The 21680-nt window shown below is 72.2% G+C and carries 20 protein-coding genes; 9 read left to right on the forward strand and 11 right to left on the reverse strand.

The window, feature by feature from the left end; translation table 11 throughout:
- Positions 1-28: 28 nt before the first annotated feature.
- Genes ABZ479_RS03200 through ctaC form a run of 3 tightly spaced genes read right to left on the reverse strand, consistent with a single transcriptional unit; the run spans position 29 to position 3128 of the window.
- On the reverse strand, positions 29-427 hold the full coding sequence (locus ABZ479_RS03200; protein WP_018557033.1) for a cytochrome c oxidase subunit 4: 399 nt from the start codon (positions 425-427) through the stop codon (positions 29-31).
- Positions 424-2166: an aa3-type cytochrome oxidase subunit I gene (ctaD, locus tag ABZ479_RS03205; RefSeq protein WP_500459574.1), complete on the reverse strand. Its 1743-nt coding sequence runs from the start codon at positions 2164-2166 to the stop codon at positions 424-426. Before ctaD ends, ABZ479_RS03200 begins: the two co-directional genes overlap by 4 nt.
- The gene (gene ctaC / locus ABZ479_RS03210) at positions 2163-3128 is read right to left on the reverse strand and encodes an aa3-type cytochrome oxidase subunit II (protein ID WP_500459575.1); all 966 of its coding nucleotides are present in this window, start codon (positions 3126-3128) and stop codon (positions 2163-2165) included. Before ctaC ends, ctaD begins: the two co-directional genes overlap by 4 nt.
- A gap of 268 nt (positions 3129-3396) precedes the next feature.
- Here ctaC and ABZ479_RS03215 point away from each other — a divergent pair, with 268 nt between their 5' ends.
- Entirely contained in the window at positions 3397-4818 is a 1422-nt protein-coding gene (locus ABZ479_RS03215; RefSeq protein WP_500459576.1) for a cysteine desulfurase/sulfurtransferase TusA family protein, read from the forward strand.
- 507 nt (positions 4819-5325) lie between these two features.
- Here the strand turns inward: ABZ479_RS03215 and ABZ479_RS03220 are convergent.
- Positions 5326-6300, reverse strand: a complete 975-nt coding sequence (locus ABZ479_RS03220; protein ID WP_500459577.1) for a carbohydrate kinase family protein — start codon at positions 6298-6300, stop codon at positions 5326-5328.
- 137 nt (positions 6301-6437) lie between these two features.
- Here ABZ479_RS03220 and ABZ479_RS03225 point away from each other — a divergent pair, with 137 nt between their 5' ends.
- Positions 6438-6641, forward strand: coding sequence for a hypothetical protein (locus tag ABZ479_RS03225; RefSeq protein ID WP_499598061.1), 204 nt, complete (start codon positions 6438-6440; stop codon positions 6639-6641).
- Positions 6642-6743: 102 nt separating this feature from the next.
- Positions 6744-8096 carry a hypothetical protein gene (locus tag ABZ479_RS03230; protein ID WP_500459579.1) on the forward strand — a complete coding sequence of 451 codons (1353 nt, stop codon included), beginning with the start codon at positions 6744-6746 and terminating at the stop codon, positions 8094-8096.
- An 80-nt stretch (positions 8097-8176) separates the two neighbouring features.
- On the opposite strand, the gene ABZ479_RS03235 is transcribed toward ABZ479_RS03230, so the two are convergent.
- Positions 8177-8530 (reverse strand): iron-sulfur cluster assembly accessory protein, encoded by a 354-nt coding sequence (locus ABZ479_RS03235; RefSeq protein ID WP_319134051.1) that lies wholly within the window; start codon positions 8528-8530, stop codon positions 8177-8179.
- Positions 8531-8772: 242 nt separating this feature from the next.
- Here ABZ479_RS03235 and nadA point away from each other — a divergent pair, with 242 nt between their 5' ends.
- Both nadA and ABZ479_RS03245 read left to right on the forward strand, forming a co-directional pair.
- On the forward strand, positions 8773-9948 hold the full coding sequence (gene nadA, locus ABZ479_RS03240) for a quinolinate synthase NadA (RefSeq protein ID WP_500459580.1): 1176 nt from the start codon (positions 8773-8775) through the stop codon (positions 9946-9948).
- Positions 9949-9963: 15 nt separating this feature from the next.
- Positions 9964-10848 carry a GNAT family N-acetyltransferase gene (locus ABZ479_RS03245; protein WP_500459581.1) on the forward strand — a complete coding sequence of 295 codons (885 nt, stop codon included), beginning with the start codon at positions 9964-9966 and terminating at the stop codon, positions 10846-10848.
- An 82-nt stretch (positions 10849-10930) separates the two neighbouring features.
- On the opposite strand, the gene ABZ479_RS03250 is transcribed toward ABZ479_RS03245, so the two are convergent.
- From ABZ479_RS03250 to ABZ479_RS03270, 5 genes are all read right to left on the reverse strand, one after another.
- A complete protein-coding gene (locus ABZ479_RS03250; RefSeq protein ID WP_500459582.1) occupies positions 10931-14071 on the reverse strand; it encodes an efflux RND transporter permease subunit in 3141 nt (1046 codons plus the stop codon).
- A gap of 164 nt (positions 14072-14235) precedes the next feature.
- The gene (locus tag ABZ479_RS03255; RefSeq protein ID WP_500459584.1) at positions 14236-14922 is read right to left on the reverse strand and encodes a response regulator transcription factor; all 687 of its coding nucleotides are present in this window, start codon (positions 14920-14922) and stop codon (positions 14236-14238) included.
- Positions 14919-16136, reverse strand: a complete 1218-nt coding sequence (locus ABZ479_RS03260) for a sensor histidine kinase (RefSeq protein WP_500459585.1) — start codon at positions 16134-16136, stop codon at positions 14919-14921. Before ABZ479_RS03260 ends, ABZ479_RS03255 begins: the two co-directional genes overlap by 4 nt.
- A gap of 108 nt (positions 16137-16244) precedes the next feature.
- On the reverse strand, positions 16245-16523 hold the full coding sequence (pspAA, locus tag ABZ479_RS03265; protein WP_500459586.1) for a PspA-associated protein PspAA: 279 nt from the start codon (positions 16521-16523) through the stop codon (positions 16245-16247).
- A 20-nt stretch (positions 16524-16543) separates the two neighbouring features.
- Positions 16544-17335, reverse strand: a complete 792-nt coding sequence (locus tag ABZ479_RS03270) for a PspA/IM30 family protein (protein WP_018557019.1) — start codon at positions 17333-17335, stop codon at positions 16544-16546.
- A 195-nt stretch (positions 17336-17530) separates the two neighbouring features.
- On the opposite strand from ABZ479_RS03270, the gene ABZ479_RS03275 reads away from it, so the two are divergent.
- The 3 genes from ABZ479_RS03275 (at position 17531) to ABZ479_RS03285 (ending at position 20053) form a co-directional block, all read left to right on the forward strand.
- The gene (locus ABZ479_RS03275; RefSeq protein ID WP_500459587.1) at positions 17531-18121 is read left to right on the forward strand and encodes a DUF3043 domain-containing protein; all 591 of its coding nucleotides are present in this window, start codon (positions 17531-17533) and stop codon (positions 18119-18121) included.
- 68 nt (positions 18122-18189) lie between these two features.
- Positions 18190-18900: a class I SAM-dependent methyltransferase gene (locus ABZ479_RS03280; protein WP_500459588.1), complete on the forward strand. Its 711-nt coding sequence runs from the start codon at positions 18190-18192 to the stop codon at positions 18898-18900.
- Positions 18901-18949: 49 nt separating this feature from the next.
- Entirely contained in the window at positions 18950-20053 is a 1104-nt protein-coding gene (locus tag ABZ479_RS03285; RefSeq protein ID WP_500459589.1) for a S1C family serine protease, read from the forward strand.
- 118 nt (positions 20054-20171) lie between these two features.
- Here the strand turns inward: ABZ479_RS03285 and ABZ479_RS03290 are convergent, their stop codons facing one another.
- On the reverse strand, positions 20172-20378 hold the full coding sequence (locus ABZ479_RS03290) for a hypothetical protein (protein WP_499598089.1): 207 nt from the start codon (positions 20376-20378) through the stop codon (positions 20172-20174).
- A 69-nt stretch (positions 20379-20447) separates the two neighbouring features.
- Here ABZ479_RS03290 and ABZ479_RS03295 point away from each other — a divergent pair, with 69 nt between their 5' ends.
- Positions 20448-21650: a bifunctional adenosylcobinamide kinase/adenosylcobinamide-phosphate guanylyltransferase gene (locus ABZ479_RS03295; RefSeq protein ID WP_500459590.1), complete on the forward strand. Its 1203-nt coding sequence runs from the start codon at positions 20448-20450 to the stop codon at positions 21648-21650.
- Positions 21651-21680: the final 30 nt, after the last annotated feature.

The following is a 21680-nucleotide window of genomic DNA, read 5'->3' on the forward strand; positions in this document are numbered from 1 at the left end:
CGTGGTGCGGTGCGTGGGCGCGGGGCGCTCACTGGGTGCGGTTCTCACCCCGGTAGTACTCGAAGACCCAGCCCCACAGGCCGACGAGGATGAAGGGCGACGCGAAGTAGATCAGCCACCAGCCGAAGATGATGCCCAGGAACGCCATGGCACCACCGAAGGCCAGCAGCAGCGGCTGCCAGCTGTGCGGGCTGAAGAAGCCCAGCTCGCCGGAGTCGTCCGCGACGTCCGCGTCCTCGCGGTCCTGCGCACCGGTGTCGGCGCGCCGGGCGGTGAAGGCCAGGTAGAAACCGACCATCACGGCCAGGCCGAAGGAGAGGAAGAGCGCCGTGGTGCCCACCGGCTCCTTGGACCACAGGCCGTAGACGACGGCCATGCCCAGGAAGAAGACGGACAGCCACAGGAACAGCTTGCCCTGGAACTTCACTTGCCGCTCTCCTTCTCGTCGCCGCCGGAGACGGACGGAGCCGCGCCGACGTTCTCCAGCTGGTCCAGAGCGGCCATCTCCGGGTGGTGGAGGTCGAAGGCCGGGGATTCGGACCGGATGCGCGGCAGCGTGAGGAAGTTGTGCCGCGGCGGCGGGCAGGAGGTCGCCCACTCCAGCGAACGGCCGTAACCCCACGGGTCGTCGACCTCGACCGGCTTGCCGTACTTCGCGGTCTTCCACACGTTGTAGATGAACGGCAGCATCGACAGGCCCAGCAGGAACGAGCTGATCGTCGAGATGGTGTTCAGCGTGGTGAAGCCGTCGGCGTTCAGGTAGTCCGCGTAACGGCGGGGCATGCCCTCGGCGCCCAGCCAGTGCTGGACGAGGAAGGTGCCGTGGAAGCCGATGAACAGCGTCCAGAAGGTGATCTTGCCGAGGCGCTCGTCGAGCATCTTGCCGGTGAACTTCGGCCACCAGAAGTGGAAGCCGGAGAACATCGCGAAGACGACCGTGCCGAAGACGACGTAGTGGAAGTGCGCCACCACGAAGTACGAGTCGGAGACGTGGAAGTCCAGCGGCGGCGAGGCCAGGATGACACCGGTCAGACCACCGAAGGTGAAGGTGATCAGGAAGCCGATGGCCCAGAGCATCGGTGTCTCGAAGCTCAGTGAGCCCTTCCACATGGTGCCGATCCAGTTGAAGAACTTCACACCGGTCGGTACCGCGATCAGGAAGGTCATGAAGGAGAAGAACGGCAGCAGCACACCGCCGGTGACGTACATGTGGTGGGCCCACACCGTCGCCGAGAGGCCGGCGATGGAGATCGTCGCCGCGATGAGGCTGACGTAGCCGAACATCGGCTTCCGGGAGAAGACCGGGATGACCTCACTGATGATGCCGAAGAACGGCAAGGCGATGATGTACACCTCTGGGTGCCCGAAGAACCAGAAGAGGTGTTGCCATAGCAACGCGCCGCCGTTGGCGGCGTCGAACACGTGCGCCCCGAACTTCCGGTCGGCCTCCAGGGCCAGCAGCGCGGCGGCCAGCACCGGGAAGGCGAAGAGCACCAGCACACCGGTGAGCAGCACGTTCCAGGTGAAGATCGGCATGCGGAACATCGTCATGCCGGGAGCGCGCATGCAGATGATCGTGGTGATGAAGTTGACCGAGCCGAGGATCGTACCGAAGCCGGAGAACGCCAGACCCATGATCCACAGGTCGCTGCCGATGCCCGGCGAGCGGACCGCGTCGGTCAGCGGGGAGTAGGCGAACCAGCCGAAGTCGGCCGCGCCGTTCGGGGTCAGGAAGCCGGCGACCGCGATCAGCGAGCCGAACAGGTAGAGCCAGTAGGCGAACATGTTCAGCCGCGGGAACGCGACGTCGGGGGCGCCGATCTGCAGCGGCATGATCCAGTTCGCGAAGCCCGCGAAGAGCGGGGTCGCGAACATCAGCAGCATGATCGTGCCGTGCATCGTGAAGAGCTGGTTGAACTGCTCGTTGGACACCACCTGGGTGCCCGGGCGCGCGAGTTCGGCGCGCATGACGAGCGCCATCACGCCACCGATGAGGAAGAAGAAGAACGACGTCGCCAGGTAGAGCGTGCCGATCGTCTTGTGGTCGGTGGTGGTCAGCCACTTGACGATGGCGTTGCCCGGCTGCTTCGTGCGGACCGGCAGCTCGTCCGCGTACGCGTCGTCCTGCGCGGCGGCCGCACCGTGGGGTTCGTTGAGAATGCTCACTGGGTCTTGGTCTCCGCGTTCTTGGCGTTGCCGGTGGTGGCAATGCCTGCCGGGACGTAACCGGTCTGGCCCTTCTTCGCCAGGTCCTGGAGGTGCTGCTGGTAGGCCTCCGGGGAGACGACCTTGACGTTGAAGAGCATCCGGGAGTGGTCCACGCCGCACAGCTCGGCGCACTTGCCCACGAAGGTGCCCTCCTTGGTGGGGGTCACCTGGAAGACATTGGTGTGGCCGGGGATGACGTCCATCTTCATCAGGAAGGGGACCACCCAGAAGGAGTGGATGACGTCACGCGAGGTGAGGACGAAGCGGACCGACTCGCCCTTGGGGAGCACCAGGGTCGGGCCCGGGTTGCCGGTGTCCTGGTCCTTGGAGGCGGGCGTGCCGAAGTCGTAGACGCCGTCGGCGCCCGCGGGCGCGTCCAGCTTCTTCGCGGAGATCGTGGAGAGCTCCGCGGGGACCTTGCCGGCCGCCGGGGTCGACGGGTTGCCGTCGACGTCCTCGACGTAGTTGAAGGCCCAGCTCCACTGGAAGCCGACCACGTTGACGACGTGGTCGGGGCGCGCCGAGGTCTCCAGCAGCTTGGACTCATCGCGGGCGGTGAAGTAGAAGAGCACCGAGATGATGACCAGCGGGACCGTGGTGAAGAGCGCCTCGATCGGCATGTTGTAGCGGACCTGGGGCGGGATCTCCACCTTGGTGCGGCTGCGCCGGTGGAAGATGATGCTCCAGAGGATCAGGCCCCACACGAGCACGCCGACCGCCAGCGCGGCGGCCCAGGAACCCTGCCAGAGCGACAGGATCCGCGGAGCCTGCTCCGTGACGGGGCTGGGCATGCCGAGGCGAGGGAAGTCCTCGTATGTGCAACCGGTGGCGGTCGCAAGGACCAGGCCCGCGGCCAGCGCCTGCGGCAGAATCCGCCGCATCGGGCGCCGCGACGAGCGGTCGGAGCCGTAGGGACTCACGTAGCGCCTTCCCGAGAGTCTCGCCCACGCGTCCGGATGCCCGGCCTGTGCTGGTCGGTCGCCCTGGCGCGGGCAGTGGTGTGGATGTTTATGCGGACCAAACCCTACTGGACTCGATTTTGGGGCGCGCGGGGAGGGGTGCCAACGCGCCGGGGCGGCCCCCGAAGGGGTGTCGGGCACCGCTCCGCACCTGCGGAGGGCCCCGTTTCGCGGGCTTTTGACTGGTCCCCAGACGCCCTGCCGGACGCCGGGGCGTAGCGTGCACCACGTGCCCTACTTCGACGCCGCGTCCGCCGCACCACTGCATCCCGTCGCCCGGCAGGCACTCCTCGCCGCGCTCGACGAGGGGTGGGCCGACCCCTCCCGGCTCTACCGTGAGGGGCGCCGCGCCCGGCTGCTGCTCGACGCCGCACGGGAGGCCGCCGCGGACGCCGTCGGGTGCCGTCCGGACGAACTCGTTTTCACTCCTTCGGGTACGCGCGCCGTGCACGCGGGAGTGGCCGGTGCCCTCGCCGGGCGACGCCGGGTCGGCCGGCACGTGGTCGTCTCGGCCGTCGAGCACTCCTCCGTGCTGCAAGCCGCGGCGGACGCCGTGGACGACGCGGACGTCACGGAGGTGGGGGTCGACCGCACGGGTCTGGTCGACGCCGGCACCTTCGGCGCCGCGCTGCGCGGGGACACCGCGCTGGCCTGCCTGCAGTCCGCCAACCACGAGGTCGGCACGGTGCAGCCGGTCGACGAGGTCGCGGAACTGTGCCGGGCGGCCGGGGTGCCGCTGCTCGTCGACGCCGCCCAGTCACTGGGCTGGGGAGCCGTGGCGGGCGGCTGGTCCCTGCTGGCGGCGAGCGCCCACAAGTGGGGCGGGCCGTCCGGGGTCGGACTGCTGGCCGTCCGCAAGGGCACCCGCTTCGCCGCCCAGGGGCCCGCGGACGAACGGGAGTCGGGACGCGCGCCCGGCTTCGAGGACCTCCCCGCGATCGTCGCCGCGGCGGCCTCGCTGCGGGCGGTGCGCGCCGAGGCCTCCGCGGAGGCGGCACGGCTGTCCGCGCTGGTCGACCGCATCCGCACCGCGGTGCCCGAACTCGTCCCGGACGTCGAGGTGGTGGGCCACCCCGAGCTGCGGCTGCCGAACGTGGTGACCTTCTCCTGCCTCTACGTGGACGGCGAGGCGCTGCTGCACGAACTGGACCGGGAGGGCTTCTCCGTCTCCTCCGGGTCGTCGTGCACGTCCAGCACGCTGACGCCGAGCCACGTGCTCAAGGCGATGGGCGTGCTCTCCGAGGGGAACGTGCGGGTCTCGCTCCCGGCGGGGGCGGAGGCCGGCGACGTGGACCGCTTCCTCGAAGTGCTGCCGGGGGTGGTGCGGACGGTACGCGAGCGGCTCGGCGCGCCGACCCCCGCGTCCGGGCCCGCGGCAACGGCGGGGCGGACGGCCGGGGCGGAGCCGGACGAGGAGGAGGACGGGCCGGACCTCGTCGTGGACTCCCTCGGCAAGCGGTGCCCGATCCCGGTGATCGAATTGGCGAAGGTCATCGGGGACGTACCCGTGGGCGGCGTCGTGTCGGTGCTCTCCGACGACGAGGCCGCCCGGCTCGACATCCCGGCGTGGTGCGACATGCGCGAACAGGAGTACCTCGGCGCACACGCCGCGCCCCGCGGCACGGCGTACTGGGTGCGCCGCGTCTCCTGACACCACGACGGGCGTGACCGACCGGCGCGGGCACGCCGGTGCGTCGACCGGGGCCGGTTGACGACGGCTGCCGCCCCGCCGCCAGGCGCGCCCGAGGGGCCTGCCCCCACACCCGGGGCGGAAAGGAAGCCGTAGGCCGGCGCCGCCACCGGCGGAGGCTCGTCCGGGCAGGCAGGCCGTACGGGTTGAGCGCGCCTGGGGGGTACGGCGGCTGCCTTCGGCCGGGGCTCCGCCATCGGTGGGCACCCGTCCGGGCAGCGGGGCCCGGTGCACGGGCCGAACGTGCCCCCGGGAGGCGTCGGGAGCGTCGGCCGGGGCCGGGCCACCGGCGGACACCGGGGCGGCAACAGCGGTGCGCCTACAGCGAAGAGCGTCCCGCCCCGGCCTCCCGTGAGCGATCCGGCCCGCCGCCCCCGCGCCCGCCGTCCGGGCGGGAGGGCGGATCGGGTGGCACGACGGCGGCGCCGCGCGTGCGGCACCGCCGTCGGGTGGTGAACGGGGAGCGGGTCAGTGCAGGTGGGTGCGGACTTCCTCGGCGGCGTCGTCGCCGTAGGCCTTGGTGAAGCGGTCCATGAAGTGCGCCCGGCGCAGCTGGTACTCCTGCGTGCCGAGGGTCTCGATGACCAGCGTCGCCAGCATGCAGCCGACCTGCGCCGCGCGCTCCGCGTCGACGCCCCAGGCGAGGCCGGAGAGGAAGCCGGCGCGGAAGGCGTCTCCGACGCCGGTGGGGTCGACCTTGGCGTCCTCCTCCGCGCAGCCCACGACGATCGGCTCCTCGCCGGCCCGCTCGATGCGGACGCCGCGCGAGCCCAGCGTGGTGACGCGGGTGCCGACCCGGCCGAGGATCTCCTCGTCCGTCCAGCCGGTCTTGGACTCGATGAGGCCCTTCTCGTACTCGTTGGAGAAGAGGTAGGCCGCGCCGTCCAGCAGTATCCGGATCTCGTCGCCGTTCATGCGGGCGATCTGCTGCGAGAAGTCCGCAGCCCACGGGATGCCGCGGGAGCGGCACTCCTCGGTGTGGCGGAGCATCGCCTCGGGGTCGTCGGCGCCGATGAGCACGAGGTCGAGGCCGCCGACGCGGGCGGCGACCGAGTGCAGCTCGATGAGGCGCGCCTCGCTCATGGCGCCGGTGTAGAAGGAGCCGATCTGGTTGTGGTCGGCGTCCGTGGTGCAGACGAAGCGCGCGGTGTGCAGCACCTCGGAGATGCGGACGGAGGCCGTGTCGACACCGTGCCGGTCGAGCCAGGAGCGGTACTCGTCGAAGTCGGAGCCCGCGGCGCCGACGAGGACGGGCCGGACACCCAGCTGGCCCATCCCGAAACAGATGTTCGCACCGACGCCACCGCGGCGGACGTCGAGCGTGTCGACCAGGAAGGAGAGGGAGACCGTGTGCAGCTGATCCGCGACGAGCTGGTCGGCGAATCGGCCGGGGAAGGTCATCAGGTGGTCGGTGGCGATGGAGCCGGTGACTGCGATACGCACGGCTGGGATGCTCCTGCGGAGGCGGACGGCGGACGGTACCTGTCCACGCTACCGGCTGGACCGGTGGGCGCCGACATGGCGAAACTACCCGATAGTAGGGCTTTCTCCCGTGACGCCGGGTACCTATGGTCGTGTCTATGACCACTCCTCTTCCCACCGCGCCCCTCGACGACCCCGAGTCGCTCGCCGAGCTGATCGGTGACTGCCGCAAGATGGCCGCGCACTGGGAGGTCCCCGCGGAGAGCGAGTCCGCGCGGGTCAGCCCGGCGAGTCTGCACGGGATCACGGTGCCGGCCGCGTCCTCGCACGTCGTCGAGGGCATGGCCGAGTACGGCGACTGATCGGAACCGCGAGGCGCTCCGGCCCGTCCAAGTGGCGTCCCCCGGTCGAAGGACCGGGACGTCGGCAGCTGTGCGCAGCTGCGCGGAGCCGAAGGAGCCATCGTGGAGAGCGAGCCGACGCGACCGCGCCGCAGGCCCAGGTCACCGTGGGTGATGTCGGCGGTCGCCGTCGCGGTGCTGGCCGCCGGAGGCGGCGGCGCCTACTGGGCCTCGTCGGACACCCGGGACGGTGTCCCGCACGCCTCGGGCGCCAACGGGGACGGTTCCCCGGAGCCGCTGCGGCTCGACGGCTCCACCGGCGGTACCGGCGCCGAACTCACCGTCCGGGGCGATCTGCCCCGGGGCCCTTCCTCCGCCGCCGTACAGCGCCCGGGCAGCGTCCCGCGTGCCGCGGTGGAACGGCTGGCGCGCGCCCTGGGCGTGCCCGGCACGGTGAAGTCCGACCACGGCGCCTGGAAGGCGGGCGGCACGCCCGACGGCGGCGGCCCCGTGCTCCGGGTGAACAAGGACGCGCCGGGCACCTGGTCCTACTCGTACTACGGCGGCAAGCCCCGCAAGGGCCGCGCCCCCGCGCGGGACGACCTCGCGGTGCCGGCGGCGGAGGCGCTGCGCAGGGCGGCGCCGGTCCTCGCGGCACTGGGGCTGAAGGACGCGCGGACCGACGCGAGCGAGGTCTCGGGCGTGCTGCGCACGGTCACCGCGGACCCGCGGGTGGCGGGGCTGCCGACGCACGGCTGGCGGACGGCGCTGCAGGTCGCCTCCGACGGGCTGCTGGTCACCGGGTACGGCATGATGGCGCCGCTGACCAGGGGTGACACCTATCCGGTGGGGTCGGCCGAGGAGGCGCTGAAGGCGCTGAAACGTCCCGGCACCGGCGGTGACCTGGGGCTCGGCGACTGCCCGACCGTGGTGCCGAAGCCCTCCCGCGGGCCCGGCGACGACCCGCTGCTGCCGAAGGTGCTCCCCTGCGTGCCGACCGCGGACCGGCAGCTGGAGGTGCGCAAGGCCGAGTTCGGGCTGTCGGCGCAGTTCGTGGCGGGACGGCAGGCGCTGGTGCCGTCCTGGCTCTTCGAGGTGGCGCAGGAGGGCGTGCGGCGGCCGTCGGTGCTGGCCCGGCCCGCGGTGGACCCGGCGTACGTACGGGGCGGGGAGGCGTCCCCCGCGCCCACGGGGACGGCGGCGCCGGCTGCCTCGACGGCGAAGGTGGAGTCCTACCGCGCCGAGGGCACGGAGCTGACGCTGCGCTTCTGGGGCGGGGTGTGCAGCGGCTACACGGCGTCGGCCGACGAGTCGGGTGCGGTGGTGGAGGTGAAGGTCACGGTGGTGCAGAAGGACCCCGGGAAGGCCTGCATCATGATCGCCGAGCGGTTCTCCCGGACCGTCCGGCTCGACACGCCGCTGGGTGACCGGAAGGTCGTCGACCTCTCCGACGGCAGCATGGTGCCGCGCACGTAGCCGGCGGGCCGCCCGCTGGGGGCGTCAGGACATGCCGAAGGCGGCGGGCACCCTGGGTGCCCGCCGCCTTCGCGCGGGGTTCAGTGGAACGAGTCGCCGCAGGCGCAGGAGCCCGTGGCGTTCGGGTTGTCGATCGTGAAGCCCTGCTTCTCGATCGTGTCGACGAAGTCGATGGAGGCGCCGCCCAGGTACGGGGCGCTCATGCGGTCGGTGACCACCTTCACACCGCCGAAGTCCTTCACGACGTCACCGTCGAGCGAACGCTCGTCGAAGAACAGCTGGTAGCGCAGGCCGGAGCAACCGCCCGGCTGGACGGCGACGCGCAGCGCGAGGTCGTCGCGGCCCTCCTGCTCGAGCAGGTTCTTGACCTTGGAGGCCGCCGCGTCGGACAGGATGATGCCCTCGCTCTGGCTGGTCTCGTCCTGAACCGTCATCTGATCCACTCCCGGGTTGTACGGATGCTGCCACAACGGTGAACCGGTGGCTTCCCGGATTCATTCCTCCGGGGTCCGATGCTTATGCGCGCCATCCATGCTCGCACACCGGGCCCCTTACGGGTAATGCGTCACACTGACGCGAGGGCCATCGTCATTCTGACGCGAACGGGTTATGATAGATAGCGTCAAACCGACGAAAAGGTTGAGCCGCAGTTCCGCAGAGAAAGGGCTCCGGGCCCGTGACCACCACATCCGAACCGCTGGACGTCCAGCCGACCCCGCTCGCCCTGCTCCTCCTGGGCCGCGAGTCCGACCCGCGCAGCGAGCGCGGCGTCGACTGTCCCGGCGACCTGCCCGCCGCCTCGGACCCGGACCTGGTGGAGCGCGCCCGCGCCGCGAAGGCCAAGCTCGGCGAGAAGGTCTTCGTCCTCGGGCACCACTACCAGCGCGACGAGGTCATCCAGTTCGCCGACGTCACCGGCGACTCCTTCAAGCTGGCCCGTGACGCCGCCGCCCGCCCCGAGGCCGAGTACATCGTCTTCTGCGGTGTGCACTTCATGGCCGAGTCCGCGGACATCCTGACCTCCGACGCCCAGCAGGTGATCCTCCCCGACCTGGCGGCGGGCTGCTCCATGGCCGACATGGCCACGGCCGAGCAGGTCGCCGAGTGTTGGGACGTGCTCACCGAGGCCGGCGTCGCCGACGTCACCGTGCCCGTCTCCTACATGAACTCCTCCGCCGACATCAAGGCCTTCACGGGCCGGCACGGCGGCACCATCTGCACCTCCAGCAACGCCGAGCGCGCCCTGGAGTGGGCCTTCCAGCAGGGCGAGAAGGTGCTCTTCCTCCCCGACCAGCACCTCGGCCGCAACACCGCGGTGCGGGAGATGGGCTTCTCCCTGGAGGACTGCGTCCTCTACAACCCGCACAAGCCGAACGGCGGGCTCACCCCCGAGCAGCTGCGCGACGCGAAGATGATCCTGTGGCGCGGCCACTGCTCGGTGCACGGCCGCTTCTCGCTGGAGTCGGTGGAGGACGTGCGGGCCCGCATCCCCGGCGTCAACGTCCTGGTGCACCCCGAGTGCAAGCACGAGGTCGTCACCGCGGCCGACCACGTCGGTTCGACCGAGTACATCATCAAGGCCCTGGAGGCGGCCCCGGCCGGTTCCTCCTGGGCCATCGGCACCGAGCTCAACCTGGTGCGCCGGCTGGCCAAGGCGCACCCGGACAAGCAGATCGTCTTCCTCGACAAGACCGTCTGCTTCTGCTCGACCATGAACCGGATCGACCTGCCGCACCTGGTGTGGGCGCTGGAGTCGCTGGCCGACGGCAAGGTCGTCAACCGCATCCAAGTCGACCGGGACACCGAGCACTTCGCGAAGCTGGCGCTTGAGCGGATGCTCGCCCTGCCGTAGGGGCAGGATGGGCGCATGATCCTGCGTCCCCTCCGTGACTCCGACGAGGACGCCGAAGCGGTGGCGGTCGTGGCGGCCGCCGCCTTCGGCGCCTCGGGCGCCCTGCCCGGCGGCGGCCCTCACCAGGAGACGCCCCCGGAGCGGGCCGCCCTGCTGCGGCGGCGCAACCGGTACGTCGCGCGTACCGACCCCGGTGGCTGCTGGCTGGCCCTCGACGAGACGTCCGGCATGCCGCTGGGCGTCTCCATGTCGACGCGCCGCGAGGGGACGTGGGGGCTCTCGCTGTTCGCGGTGCTGCCCTCGGCGCAGCGGCAGGGGGTCGGGCGCGAACTGCTCGCCGCCGCGATGGCGTACGGGCGCGGCTGCCTGCGCGGCATCATCTGCAGCTCCCCCGACCCGCGGGCGGCGGCGACCTACCGCCGGGCGGGCTTCGCGCTGCACCCGGCGATGCGCCTGGAGGGCGCGGTCCGCAAGGGTGATCTGCCGGCGCCGGACGGGGCGGTGCACGAGGGCTCGGCCAAGCACCGCGACCTGATGGACTCCGTGGACCGGCGCACCCGGGGCGGCGCGCACGGCTCCGACCACGACCAACTGCTGACCGAGTGCCCCCTGTTGGTCGTGGACGACCTCGCCGGCAGCGGCTACTGCTACGTCGACCGGGACGGCCACGTACGGCTGCTGGCCGCGACCTCGCGCCGGCTGGCGTCCCGGCTGCTGACCGCCGCGCTGCTGAGCCTGCCGGAGGACACCCCGGCGAAGGTCCCCCACCTGACGGCCGAACAGCAGTGGGCGGTGGACGTCGGCCTGACGGCGGGTCTGGAACTCACCACGTCCGGCTGGGTCTGCCTGCGCGGAATGCGGCCCCCGCAGCCGTACATCCCCTCGGGCTTCTTCCTCTGAGAGCCGTACACGGCCGCGACGGACGAAGGGGCCAGGGGCGTTCGCCCCTGGCCCCTTCGTCGTCAGGCCCTGCTCACAGGTGTCAGACCTTGGTCAGCTCGGGCGTCGGCTCGGCCTCGCCCGCGCCGGAACCGCCCGGCTGTGCGGCCCCCTTGAGCGCCTTGCGCTTGGCCCGCCGCTCCTTGCGGAGCTCGACCATCGTGTAGAGGGTCGGCACGAGCAGCAGCGTGAGCAGCGTCGACGTCAGCAGACCGCCGATGACGACCACGGCGAGCGGCTGGGCGATGAAGCCGCCCTCGCCGGTGACCCCGAGGGCCATCGGCAGCAGCGCGAAGATGGTCGCCAGCGCGGTCATCAGGATCGGCCGCAGACGGTGCCGGCCACCCTCGATGACCGCCTCCACCACGCCGTAACCCTGCGCGCGGTACTGGTTGATGAGGTCCATCAGCACGATCGCGTTGGTCACGACGATGCCGATGAGCATCAGCATGCCGATCAGCGCCGGCACGCCCAGCGGGGTGCCGGTGACGAGCAGCAGGCCGATCGCGCCGGTCGAGGCGAACGGGATGGACACCAGCAGCACCAGCGGCTGGATCAGGCTGCGGAAGGTGCCCACCAGCAGCATGAAGACGATGGCGACGGCGGCGAGCATCGCCAGCGCCAGGCTCGCGTTGGCCTCGTCCTGGTCCGAGGAGACACCGCCGATCTCGACGGTGGCGCCCTTGGGGAGATCGAGGTCGTCGATCTTCTTCGTCAGGGCATCGTTCACCGCACCGGTATTGTCACCGGTCGGTTTCGCCGTGATCGTCGCGGCGCGGGCGCCGTCGATCCGGGTCTTCTGCACCGGACCGGGGGCCTCGACGACCTCGGCGACCTTGCCGAGCTTCACCGGTCCCACCGGGGTGGGGATGGTGAGGGCCGTGAGCTCGGCGACCGTACCGGCCTTCTGACCGGAGACCACCCGCACGTCGCGCTCGGTGTCGTCCAGCACAGCGCTTCCGACGGTCGTACCGCGCACGGCCTGGGTGACGGCGGCACCGATGGCGGCGTCGTTGAGACCGTACTTGGCGGCCTCGGCCTGCTTGGCGTGGACCTCGATCCTGGGCACGCTCTGCGCGAGGTCGCTGGTGACGTCTGTGACGTCGTCCAGATCGGCCACGGCGTCACGCACCTCGGCACTGGCCTTGGCCAGGGTGCCGGCGTCCGCAGCCTTGACGACGACCGACAGGTTCTGGTTGCCGAAGCCGCCGCCGGCGGAGACCGAGGTCGTGCCGACGCCATCGAGCTTCTTCAGGCCCGTCCGGATCTCGTCGAGGACGACATCACTGTCGTCCGCATTCTTCAGCTTCACCTGGAAGCTCGCCTGGTTGGCGCCGGTGCCGCCGCCGAAGGCCGCCAGGAAGCCGGAGGATCCGACCGTGACCTGATAGTCCTGGACCTGGTCGATGCCCTCGAGCAGCTTCTCGACCTTGCGGGCCGCCTCGTCGGAAGCGGACAGGCTGGTACCCGGCGGGAGTTCCTGCTTGAGAGTCAGGGTGTCCTGGGCGCCGGGCTCGAAGAGGTTCGTCTTCAGCAACGGAGCGAGTCCGACGGTGACGAGCAGGACCGCGACGGCGATGAGGACACTGGTCAGCCGGCGGCGGGTGGCGAAGCGCAGCACCGGCACGTACAGCCGCTGCAGGGCGCCGCGGGACTCCTCCTCCTCGGCGCGGCGCCGGATCTCCTCCGGCGTGGTCCGGCCCGCATCGGCCGGCGGCTTGAGGAACCAGTACGACAGGACCGGGACGATCGTCAGCGACACCAGCAGCGAGGACAGCAGCGCCGCCGCCACGGTCAGCGAGAAGGAGCCGAACAGCGCACCGACCAAGCCGCCGACCAGACCGATCGGCAGGAAGACGGCGACCGTGGTGAGGGTGGAGGCGGTGACGGCACCGGCCACCTCGCGCACCGCGGCGATGATCGCGGGTTGCTTCTCCTCGCCGTAGGCGAGGTGCCGCTTGATGTTCTCCAGCACCACGATCGAGTCGTCGACGACCCGGCCGATGGCGATGGTCAGCGCGCCCAGGGTCAGCACGTTCAGCGACAGGCCACGGGTCCACAGCACGATCAGCGTCAGCACGACGGAGAGCGGGATGGAGACCGCGGTCACCAGGGTCGAGCGCAGCGACGCCAGGAAGACCAGGATGACCACGACCGCGAAGAGCAGACCGAGCAGGCCCTCGATGGTCAGTCCGTGGATCGACTTGGAGACCGCGGGGCCCTGGTCGCTGACGACGGTGAGCTTGCCGCCCTCGCCGAGGTCGCGCTCGAGGTCGGCGAGCTTGTCCTTGACGGCCGAGGAGATCGCGACGGCGCTGCCGTCCTGGTCCATGGTGACGGCGACGCCGAGGCTGGGCCTGCCGTCGGTCCGGGTGATGGAGTCGGCGGCGTCGGGGCGCTCCGCGACGGTGGCGACGTCCCCGAGGCGCACGGGCTTGGAGGCCGTGGGGATCCGCAGGTCCTCGATCTCCCGCACCGAGGCGTACTCGCCGCCGACCTGGACGGTGCGGCTCTTGCCGCCGTCGTCGAAGGAGCCGGCCGGGACGGCGTGGCCGCCTGCCTGCAGCGCCTGCACGAGGGCGGTGGCGCCGAGCTTGCGGGCGGCGAGCTTCTTGTCGTCGGGCGTGACGGTGACGATCCGGTCCTGGACGCCGGTGACGGTCACCTGACCGGCGCCGTCGATGTCCTGCAGCACCGGGACGACCGAGCGGTCGAGCGCGTCGGCGAGTGCCTGCTGGTCCAGACCGGTGGAGGTGGCGGCGAGGACGACGGTCGGGATGTCGTCCGTCGAGCCGGCGATGACCTGCGGGTCGGCGTCCTGCGGCAGCCGCGAGGAGACGCGGTTCACGGCCTGCTGGACGTTGGCCACCAGCTTGTCGCTGTCGTTGCCGTAGTCGAACTGGGCCATGATCACGGCGGCGCCCTCGCTGGCCGTGGACGTGATGCCGGTGATGCCGTCGACGCCCTTGACGCCGTTCTCGATCGGCTCGACGACCTGCTTCTCGACGACGTCGGGGGACGCGCCGGGGTAGGTCGTGATCACCGACACCAAGGGCAGGTCGATGGAGGGGAACAACTGCTGCTTGAGGGACGGTATCGCGATGGCGCCGAAGCCGATGGCGACCACCGCCATCAGCGCGACCAGGCTGCGCTGGGCAAGGCTGATTCGGGACAGCCAGGACATCGTGGTGCGGTCTCTTCTCTGTGCTCAGAGTGCTCGGATGGTCTCGGGTTGCGGACTTTTGTCAGCCCACGCCACTTTCTCCTGCCGCGGAGGGTGGTTTCCTCAGCCCGAGGTCGTGATTGCTCACGGGGGCGTACTGCGGATGCGGTACGCGCCGGTCGTACTCAGCGTGGGGCGGCGCGCACCAGACCCGACTCGTACGCGGCGACGACCAGCTGCGCGCGGTCGCGGGCGCCGAGTTTGGCCATGGTGCGGTTCACGTGCGTCTTGACGGTGAGCGGGCTCACCCCGAGGCGCTCGGCGATCTCGTCGTTCGGCAGCCCCATCGCCACCTCGACCAGCACCTCGCGCTCGCGCGCCGTCAGCGCGTCCAGGTCCGGGCCCGCGGATCCGCCCTCCCCCGGCAGCGGGCGCTGCCCGCCGCTCTGCGCCAGGAACTGGGCGATCAGGCTCTTGGTCGCGGACGGGGACAGCAGCGCGTCGCCCCCGGCGACGGTGCGGATCGCCGCGAGCAGCTCGTCGGGCTCGGCGCCCTTGCCGAGGAAGCCGGCGGCGCCGGCGCGGATCGCCTGCGCGACGTACTCGTCGGCCTCGAAGGTGGTCAGGACGAGGACGGCCACGCCGGTCAGGTCCTCGGCGGAGGTGATCTCGCGGGTGGCGGCGAGGCCGTCGGTGCCGGGCATGCGGATGTCCATCAGGACGACGTCCGCCCGGGTGCCGCGGGCCAGCGCGACGGCCTCGGCGCCGTCCGAGGCCTCGCCCACGACCTCCATGTCCGGCTCGGACTCCACGAGGACGCGGAACGCGCCCCGCAGCAGCGCCTGGTCGTCCGCGAGCAGCACCCTGATCATGCCGGGATTCTCCCATCCCCGTGCGGGCCGGCCGGCCGGCCCGGCACCGCGAGCGGCAGCCGGGCGTGGACGCGGAAGCCGCCCTGCGCGCCGGGCCCGGCCTCACAGGTGCCGCCGAGGGCCGCGGCGCGCTCGCGCATGCCGATCAGGCCGTGACCGCCGCCCGCGGCGCCCGGGGCCTGCGGGCGGCCGCCGCGGTCGACGACGGTGACCTCCAGCGTCCCGGTGCCGCGCGCGATGCGGATCTCGGCCCGGGCGCCGGGGCCGGCGTGCTTGTGGACGTTGGTGAGCGACTCCTGGATGACCCGGTACGCGGTGAGGTCCACGCTCGCGGGGAGCGTGCCGGGGTCCTCCTCGACGACCTCCACCGGCAACCCGGCCCGGCGGAAGCCGTCGACGAGCTGGTCCAGCACGCCCAGGCCGGGTGCCGGTTCCATGGGGGCGGCGGGGTCCCCCGACTGCCGCAGCAGGCCCACGGTCGCGCGGAGTTCGTCCAGCGCGGAACGGCTCGCCTCACGGACGTGCGCGAGGGCCTGCTTCGCCTGGTCGGGGCGGCTGTCCATGACGTGGGCGGCGACGCCGGCCTGCACGTTGACCAGGGCGATGTGGTGGGCGACCACGTCGTGCAGCTCCCGGGCGATCCGCATGCGCTCCTCGGCGACGCGGCGCTTGGCCTCCTCCTCCCGGGTGCGCTCGGCCCGCTCCGCGCGCTCCTCGACGGCGGCGACGTAGGCGCGCCGGCTGCGGGTGGCCTCACCGGCCGCCGCGGCCATGCCGCTCCACGCGAACAGGGCGATGTTCTCTGCGGAGTACCAGGGCCGGGCCCCGAAGAGCATGGCGATCGCGGGCAGCAGCAGGCAGGTCGCCAGGCCCAGCCGGAAGGTGGTGGTGCGGTCGGTGTGCGTGGAGGCCGAGAAGAGCGCGACGACGACCGTGGCGGCCACCGGGGCGCGACCCTCGCCGGTCGCGGTGAGCAGGTAGACCACGGTGACCGCGCCGGTGAAGGCGAGGACGCCCAGCGGGCTGCGCCGGCGCAGCAGCAGCGCGGCGGAGGCGACGACGGCCAGCAGGATGTCGGGGACCGAGGCGTCGTACCGCTCGGTGTGCGGCCCGATGAACATGTTGCCGATGATCACCGCCAGGACGGCGAACGCCAGCCCGGCGTCGAGGGCGATGGGGTGGGCCTGGGGCCACAGACGGGCCCGGTCCCTCATGGATCGATGCTGCACGCTCATCAACGGTACGGGTCCCCACGGACGGCCGTGCCCCGGTCCGGTGCGGTACCGGGCCGGGGCACGTGCGCGGTGCGCTGGTCGCTGGTGTCAGCCGGGGATGAGGCCTTCGTCCTTCAGCATCGCCCGGACCTCCTCCAAGGTGGCGTCCGGGGCCGGCAGGATCAGCTCGGACGGTTCCAGGGAGTCGTCCGGCAGGGGCGTGCCCAGCCGACGGACGGCGTCGAGGAGCGCGGTGAGCGTGCGCCGGAACCCGGCCTCGTCACCGCTCTCCATCTCCGCCAGGAGCTCGTCGTCGAGCTTGTCGAGCTCGGCGAGGTGGCCCTCGTCCACCGTCACCTGGCCCTCACCCATGATCCGTACGATCACGACGCCCTCCTCGGGGGTGTCTACTGCTTGTCGAACCGGGGCTGGTCCTGGGGCTGGGACTGGGTCTGGCCCTGCTGCTGTCCGCCCTCGATGGCCTGCTGCGGGGAACCGCCGGCCAGCTCGGCCTTCATGCGCTGCAGCTCCAGCTCGACGTCGCTGCCGCCGGAGAGGCGGTCGAGCTCGGCCTGGATGTCGTCCTTGGCGATCCCGGTCGGGTCGTCGAGGGCGCCGGAGGCCAGCAGCTCGTCCAGGGCACCGGCCCGGGCGCGCAGCTGCTCGGTCTTGTCCTCGGCCCGCTGGATCGCCAGGCCGACGTCGCCCATCTCCTCGGAGATGCCGGAGAAGGCCTCGCCGATCTGCGTCTGGGCCTTGGCCGCGCTGTAGGTGGCCTTGATGGTCTCCTTCTTGGTGCGGAAGGCGTCCACCTTGGCCTGCAGGCGCTGGGCGGCGAGGGTGAGCTTCTCCTCCTCGCCCTGCAGCGTCTGGTGCTGCGTCTCCAGGTCGGTGACCTGCTGCTGGAGGGCGGCCCGGCGCGAGAGCGCCTCGCGGGCCAGGTCCTCCCGGCCCAGGGCGAGCGCCTTGCGGCCCTGGTCCTCGTACTTCGCGGACTGCTGCTGCAGCTGGTTCAGCTGCAGCTCCAGGCGCTTGCGCGAGGTGGCGACGTCCGCGACCCCCCGCCGCACCTTCTGCAGCAGCTCCAGCTGTTTCTGGTACGAGTAGTCGAGGGTCTCGCGCGGATCCTCGGCCCGGTCAAGGGCCTTGTTGGCCTTCGCGCGGAAGATCATCCCCATCCGCTTCATGACACCGCTCATGGGCCTCGCGCGCCCCCTTCATTCAGCTCGCCAGCACACCTCTACAGACCCCACAGTACGGGGCCTGGTTCCATTACCCCACTGTTCCGTTGCGGATGCGCTCATCCTTAGGAACGATCACAGTTCGATGACCTCAGGCCCAGGGAGTAGGTGAGGGGCTGGGGGTCCCGCCGGCGAGCACGTAACCTTGGAGTCGTGTTCCGACGTCGTTCCCAAACCGAGCAGGCCGCGTCCACCACCGTGGTGGAGGACCGGCAATCCCGCGACCCGCAGGCTCCCAAGGGCCGCCCCACCCCCAAGCGCAGCGATGCCCAGACGCAGCGCCGCAAGGCGGTGACCACGCCCACCGACCGCAAGGCCGCCACCAAGCAGGCCCGCGACGCCCGGCGCGCCGACCTCTCCAAGCAGCGCGAGGCGCTGATGAACGGGGACGAGCGCTACCTGCCCGCCCGTGACAAGGGCCCGGTGCGCAAGTTCGCCCGTGACTACGTGGACTCGCGGTTCCGGGTGGCGGAGTTCTTCCTGCCGCTGGCCGTGGTCATCCTCGTGCTCAGCATGCTCAAGAACCCGGCGCTGCAGAACATCTCGCTGCTGCTGTGGCTCGTGGTGATCGTGCTGATCGTCGTGGACTCGGCCGTCAGCGGTCTCCTGCTGCGGCGCGAGCTGGCGAAGCGCTTCCCGGACAAGCCCACCAAGGGCGCCGTGGCCTACGCCCTCATGCGGACCCTCCAGATGCGCCGACTGCGCCTGCCGAAGCCGCAGGTCAAGCGCGGCACCAAGCTCTGAGCGGGAACGACGGGTTCGCCGGCGCCGCCGGAACCTGGCTGGACCGGCTGGGCGGACTCCGGAACACCGTGCGCCAGGAGCTGGTCGGGCGCCAGCTCGACGAGCAGATCACGGCGCGCTTCCCCGTGGGGCGGCGGCTCGGGATCCTCGACGTCGGCCCCGGCCAGGGCACCCAGGCGCTGCGGCTGGCCCGCGCCGGTCACCTGGTCACCGGTCTGGAGGCCGATCCGGGGATGGCGGAGGTGCTGCGCGAGGCGGTGGCCGCCGAGCCCGAGGGCATACGCGAGCGCATCACCCTCGTCGAGGGCGACGGCCGGGAGACCGGCCGGCACTTCGGGCCGGGCAGCTTCGACGTGGTGCTCTGCCACGGCGTGCTGATGTACGTGCCCGAGCCGGACGCCATGGTCGCCGGGCTCGCCCGGGTGCTGGCCCCCGGCGGGCTGCTGTCGCTGCTGGTGCGCAACGCCGACGCCCTGGCGATGCGGCCCGCGCTGCAGGGCGACTGGGCCGGCGCGCTGGCCGCCTTCGGCGGCGACACGTACACCAACCGGCTGGGGCTGCCGGCCCGCGCCGACCGGCGCGCGGACCTGACGACCACGCTCAGCGCCATCGGCGCGCCGCTGCACGCCTGGTACGGGGTGCGGGTCTTCACCGACACGGCGCCGGACGACGCCGTGGACGCGCCGGAGGAGCTGCTGGCCGCCGAGGAGCTGGCCGGACGCACCGACCCCTACCGGGGCGTCGCGGCACTGCTGCATCTGTGCGGCGTACGGAACTGACCGGGGCGGGATACCGGGGACGGGGCACCGCGAACGCGACACTTCGGTCATGCGCGATTCGAAGCCGAACCGATGGCGGCCGCCGGCGGCGGCGCTGCGGGCGGCGGCCCTGCTGCTGGCCGTCGCGTGCTGCGGGAGCCTGACCGCCGGATGCACGGAGGACAACCCCTCCCCCGGCGCGGCGTCCTCGGCGCCCGCGCCCGTCGCCGCCTCCGAGGGGGCCGCCGCCCGTGATCTGGAGCACTCGTACCAGCAGGTCGTCAAGGCGGTGCTGCCGTCCGTCGTCCAGATCAACACGTCCGAGGGACTGGGCTCCGGCATCGTCTACGACACCAAGGGCCACATCGTCACCAACGCCCACGTCGTCGGCAGCTCCGACACCTTCGAGGTCACCCTCGCCAACAGCGACACCCCCCACAAGGGCCGGCTCGTGGCCTCCTACCCCGAGCAGGACCTCGCCGTCATCGAGCTCGACGACCCGCCGGACGGCCTGCGCGCGGCGTCCTTCGGGCGCTCCCACGACGTCCAGGTCGGGCAGATCGTGCTCGCCATGGGCAGCCCGCTCGGCCTGAACAGCAGCGTCACGCAGGGCATCGTCTCCGCGGTCGGCCGTACGGTCAGCGAGACCGGGGCCGAGGGCGGCACCGGCGCCACCCTGGCCGACATGGTGCAGACCTCGGCCCCCATCAACCCCGGCAACAGCGGCGGCGCGCTGGTCAACCTCTCCGGCCAGGTCATCGGCATCCCGACGCTCGCCGCGGTCAACCCCACCATGGGCGACTCCTCCGCTCCCGGCATCGGCTTCGCCATCCCCGCGGCGACCGTCACCCGCATCGCGGACCAGATCGTCAAGCACGGCAAGGTCGTCGACTCCGGCCGCGCGGCACTGGGCATCACCGGGCGGACGGTCCTCGACGAGAACTTCCAGCCCGCCGGGGTCGGCGTCGTCGAGGTCACCCGGGGCGGGGCGGCGGACAAGGCCGGCATCAGGGCCGGGGACGTCATCGTCGGCGTCGGGGGCGACGACATCACCACCCTGCAGTCGCTGTCCGAGGCCCTGGTGCAGCACGCCCCCGGCGACCGGGTGGACGTCACCTTCCAGCGCGGCAGCGGCGAGAGGACCGTCAAGGTCACGCTGGGGCAGCTCGGGTAGCGGACCGCCCCGCGCGCCGGGGGGCGGGGTCGTGGGACGTCCCGCCGGCCCTCCCCCGGCGCGCGGGGCGGTGCGGCGGCCGGCTCTCCCGGCCGCCGCGGCACGGGTCCTGACGGTCCTACTCCTCGGCGTGCAGGCTCATCGGGCCGTAGATCTTCGTGCCGTCGTCGAAGAGGTGGACCTGGTCGGCGCCGCCCTGGAGGAGGTCCTTCCAGACCTCGCCGATCCAGGACTCAGCGTCCCCCTGCGTGGTGAACTCCTCGGGCTCGACCGCGGGGGTGACCTCCGTGCCGTCGGTCTTCTCGAAACGCCACGTCCACGCCATGTCCGTCTCCTCGTCCCTGGGGGTGCCTGTCCGGCAGCGTAGCGTGCGCGGACGCGAGAGGATCTGCACGTGGAACTGACTCTCCTCGGCACCGGGGGCCCGGACGGCCTGCCCCTCCCCGGCTGCCCCTGCGCGGCCTGCGCGACGGCCGTGGGCGACCAGGCGCGGGCGGCGACCTCGCTGCTCGTCGACGGGGTGCTGCTGCTCGACCTGACGCCGGGACTCGCGCTCACGGCGGCGCGCTCCGGCCACTCGCTCGCCGGGGTCCACCAGGTGCTGCTGTCGCACCCGCACGACGGCCCGGCCGTGGAGATCCCGGCGGGACTGCCCGCGCCGGGCCGGCTGGCGCCCGGGCAGGAGATCACGCTGCTGTCCGGGCACCGGGTGCGGGCGGTGCCGGTCGACGCGCCCGGCTCCGGTTACGAGGTGACCGGCCCCGAGGGCGAGCGCCTGCTGTACCTGCCGCCGGAATGCGCCCCCGCGGGCCTGCCGGAGGCCGCGGAGCCGTACCGGCTGGTGCTGCTGGACGCGCTGGGCCGGCCGGACGCGCTGGGCCGGCTGCGGGCGGCGGGCGCGGTCGGGAGCACCACCGACGTCGTCGCGGTCCACCTCGACCACCGCGTCCACCCGGGGCAGGAACTGCGCCGCCGGCTGGCCGCGCTCGGCGTACGGGCGGTGCCGGACGGCACGACGCTGACGGTCGGCGACCTCCGCGACGTGCCCGACGTGCCGCGCCGCACGCTGGTGCTGGGCGGGGCGCGGTCGGGCAAGTCGGTGGAGGCGGAACGGCGGCTGTCGGCCTGCCCCGAGGTGGTGTACGTGGCCACCGGCGGGACCCGGGGCGGTGACCCGGAGTGGGCGGAACGGGTGGCCCTGCACCGGGAGCGGCGCCCGCAGTCCTGGCAGACGCTCGAGACCTGCGACCTGCCGCCGCTGCTGGCCGAGGGGGACGGTCCCGCGCTGCTGATCGACTGCATGTCGCTGTGGCTGACGCACACCATGGACGAGCTCGGCGCGTGGGACGACGGGAAGTGGGCGGAGGGCGGCGAGCGCGAACTGCGCCGCCGTGTCGGGGAATTGACCGCCGCCTGGCGGGCGACCCGCAGGACGGTCGTGGCGGTCAGCAACGAGGTCGGCTCAGGGGTCGTCCCGGCCACGGCCAGCGGGCGCCGGTTCCGGGACGAGCTGGGCCGGCTGAACGTCGCGCTGGCCGAGGAGTCCGAGCACGTGGTGCTGGTGGTCGCGGGGCAGGCGCTGGCACTGCGGGGCTGACCTCGGCGCGCGGCCCCGCGGACCGGTAGT

It is taken from the genome of Streptomyces sp. NPDC005722, from assembly GCF_040630935.1.
Taxonomy (GTDB): domain Bacteria; phylum Actinomycetota; class Actinomycetes; order Streptomycetales; family Streptomycetaceae; genus Actinacidiphila.

Coding starts and splice junctions, on each gene's coding strand:
- ABZ479_RS03270 (WP_018557019.1), bottom strand. CDS start 17,335: ATGAGCGGTGTCATGAAGCGGATGGGGATGATCTTCCGCGCGAAGGCC.
- ABZ479_RS03245 (WP_500459581.1), top strand. CDS start 9,964: ATGATCCTGCGTCCCCTCCGTGACTCCGACGAGGACGCCGAAGCGGTG.
- ABZ479_RS03225 (WP_499598061.1), top strand. CDS start 6,438: ATGACCACTCCTCTTCCCACCGCGCCCCTCGACGACCCCGAGTCGCTC.
- ABZ479_RS03235 (WP_319134051.1), bottom strand. CDS start 8,530: ATGACGGTTCAGGACGAGACCAGCCAGAGCGAGGGCATCATCCTGTCC.
- ABZ479_RS03255 (WP_500459584.1), bottom strand. CDS start 14,922: ATGATCAGGGTGCTGCTCGCGGACGACCAGGCGCTGCTGCGGGGCGCG.
- ABZ479_RS03250 (WP_500459582.1), bottom strand. CDS start 14,071: ATGTCCTGGCTGTCCCGAATCAGCCTTGCCCAGCGCAGCCTGGTCGCG.
- ABZ479_RS03260 (WP_500459585.1), bottom strand. CDS start 16,136: ATGAGGGACCGGGCCCGTCTGTGGCCCCAGGCCCACCCCATCGCCCTC.
- ABZ479_RS03290 (WP_499598089.1), bottom strand. CDS start 20,378: ATGGCGTGGACGTGGCGTTTCGAGAAGACCGACGGCACGGAGGTCACC.
- ABZ479_RS03285 (WP_500459589.1), top strand. CDS start 18,950: ATGCGCGATTCGAAGCCGAACCGATGGCGGCCGCCGGCGGCGGCGCTG.